The 2,733-nt window shown below is 39.0% G+C and carries 1 protein-coding gene; it reads right to left on the reverse strand.

Annotation, left to right across the window (positions count from 1 at the left end; all coding sequences use genetic code 11):
* Positions 1 to 473: 473 nt before the first annotated feature.
* Positions 474 to 1,340 (reverse strand): DUF808 domain-containing protein, encoded by an 867-nt coding sequence (locus tag ABD769_RS24870; protein WP_344854065.1) that lies wholly within the window; start codon positions 1,338 to 1,340, stop codon positions 474 to 476.
* Positions 1,341 to 2,733 lie beyond the last annotated feature (1,393 nt).

The raw sequence follows: 2,733 nt of genomic DNA on the forward strand, positions 1-2,733 counted from the left end.
CGGGCTGCAAAGGTAGCAATCTTTTTCTCTCCTGCAACATTTATTTTAAAATAAATATCGCTTTCCGTATCTCTAAGCCATCCTTTCAACTAAAACCCTTCCTCCGAAGCGGGATGCAAAAGTAGGAAAAATATCGCTGCTTCCAAGGGATATTTGTGGAATACGGAAAGGTTTATTGTAAGTATATGGTTTACAGCAATAAAAAGTTTTGCCTAAAGCAAAACTTTTTTAAGGATTGGGTGTTTTGGCGGGTTTATGCTAAAGACTTACGGAAGTTAGCCCGGTGCACACGCCCTTGGAAACTTCGTATTTAACCCCTGCCCGCCCCAACTAAACCCGATTGAAACGGAAAGCCCACATCCCGATTTTTTCAATCGGGAGAGGACTTGTAGTGAAAAGCGGGAACAAACTTATATAGCAGCACAAAACCTGCTTTACTGAAAAAATAATAACCAGTACTAAAATAATTTACATCAGGCTCTGATAAGGCCCATAAGTTTTTTGCCTAAAAATATAATTAACACTAAAGCTAAGCCGGCCAATAACCCAAAAGCGAATTCCCGCAAGATTGATGGCAGAGCGGGAAAAATATGATGCAAAAAGGCAATATTATGCGCGAAAATTCCTCCGGATACCAATATCAGTGCGACGGTTCCGACAATGCTTAAAATTTTGATGATAACGGGAAGTGATTGAACGAGAAGTTTTCCGGTAGTAGAAATCACACCTTTTCCTCCAGAGGTTTTCATTAAATGATATCCGGCATCATCCATTCTTACAATAATGGCCACGATGCCATAAACGCCGATGGTAGCTAATAATGCCACAACTGAAACAGTCATGATTTGAATACCGAGCTTCTCTTCCAGAACGCTTCCTAACGCGATAATTACAATTTCTATGGAGAGGATAAAATCGGTTGTAATGGCAGACCTGATTTTTGCCTTTTCTGCTACATCACCTTCCTGGATAATTTCTTTAGCTTCTACATGCGGGGATTTAGAACGATGAAAAAAATATTCGACAACCTTTTCTACTCCCTCATAGGCCAGATACAAACCACCCAATACCAAAATTACTTTTATCGCTACCGGAAAAAAAACATTTAGAAGTAAGGCGATTGGAACAATAATAAGTTTATTTATTAGAGAACCCTTTGTAATTGCCCATAGTACCGGCAACTCCCTTGAAGAAATAAAACCCGTTGATTTTTCTGCATTTACAGCCAGGTCATCTCCTAAAATACCAGCCGTTTTCTTGGCAGCCACCTTCGCCGTAACGGCAACATCATCCATTAAGGCACCTATATCATCTAAAATCGCAAAAAAACCCGAAGCCATATCTAATTTATTAATGTCGCAAAATATCAAATCCTTTTTAGATTTAGGTGATCATATACCAAATCTTTTAACCCACACATACATTGAAACTATACTAGCCAGGTTTATTTAAAACAAATCATACTTATTAACACGAATGATAACAGTAATAACCCAAAACTGTTCGAAAAAGAAATAAATTTTATTGTAGTTGAAAATGAAAGAGGCTATCAGTACCAGGGAGTTCTATTTGCATTAAATTAAGCTAGTAAATGTTTTTTGGAGCGCAGGTTTCTGTGCGTGTGGGTTGGGTTCCGTCCTGCTGTACGCTTAATCCTTTTGGGATACCATTCTAACATAAGCAATCATCTTTGCCCAAAAGCGATACCGCTCCCATCAGGGCTATATAACCAGGAATAGAGGTATGATGGAAGATGTAAAATGGAAGATGGATGACGGAACGGCCTCTGCGGCGATCAGCGCTATCTGCAAGAACAACCCTTAACTTATCTTAACTTCTTAACGGTGAGAAATAATTTAGGTTCCTTTTATCATTAAGAAGTTAAGGACATTAAGAAAAGGGAGCTTAACTTATCTTAATTATTTAATTGGAAGATGTAAAATGGATGATGGAAGGGCCCTTGCGGCGATCAGCGTTATCTGCGGGAACAACCCTTAACTTCTCTTAACTCCTTAATGGTGTGAAATACTTTAGGTTCCTTTTATCATTAAGAAGTTAAGGCCATTAAGAAAAAAGGAGCTTAACTTATTTCAACTCTTTAATTGGAAGATGCAAAATGGATGATGGAACGGCCTCTGCGGCAATCGGAGCTATCTGCAGGAACAGCCTTAACTTCTCTTAACTCCTTAATGGTGAGAAATACTTTAGGTTCTTTTTATCATTAAGAAGTTAAGGCCATTAAGAAAAAAGGAGCTTAACTTATCTTAATTCTTTAATTGGAAGATGTAAAATGGATGATGGAAAATTGCCTCTACAGAAATCAACGCTATCTGCGGGAACAACCCTTAACTTATCTTAACTCCTTAATGGTGAGAAATGCTTTAGGTTCCCTTTATCATCAAGAGTTAAGGCCATTAAGCAAGGAGCTTAATTTATCTCAACGCTACAATTGGAAGATGCAAAATGGATGATGGAACGGCTTCGGCGGCGATCAGCATGATCTGCAGGAACAACACTTAACTTATCTTAACTCCTTAATGGTGAGAAGTCAATTACAAACCCCTGTAAACGAAGAAAACCCTTTAACGTTTCTGTTAAAGGGTTTCTTTAAGATTTGGCACCGACCGGGGGCTCCCATCCCGGAGTTCCGGGACAGTACCATCGGCCCTGGTGGGCTTAACTTCTCTCAACTCTTTAATGGTGAGAAGTCAATTACAAACCCCTGTAAACGAA

Origin of the sequence: Pedobacter jeongneungensis, assembly GCF_039538295.1 — a bacterium.
Lineage (GTDB): Bacteria > Bacteroidota > Bacteroidia > Sphingobacteriales > Sphingobacteriaceae > Pedobacter > Pedobacter jeongneungensis.

Coding starts and splice junctions, on each gene's coding strand:
- ABD769_RS24870 (WP_344854065.1), bottom strand. CDS start 1,340: ATGGCTTCGGGTTTTTTTGCGATTTTAGATGATATAGGTGCCTTAATG.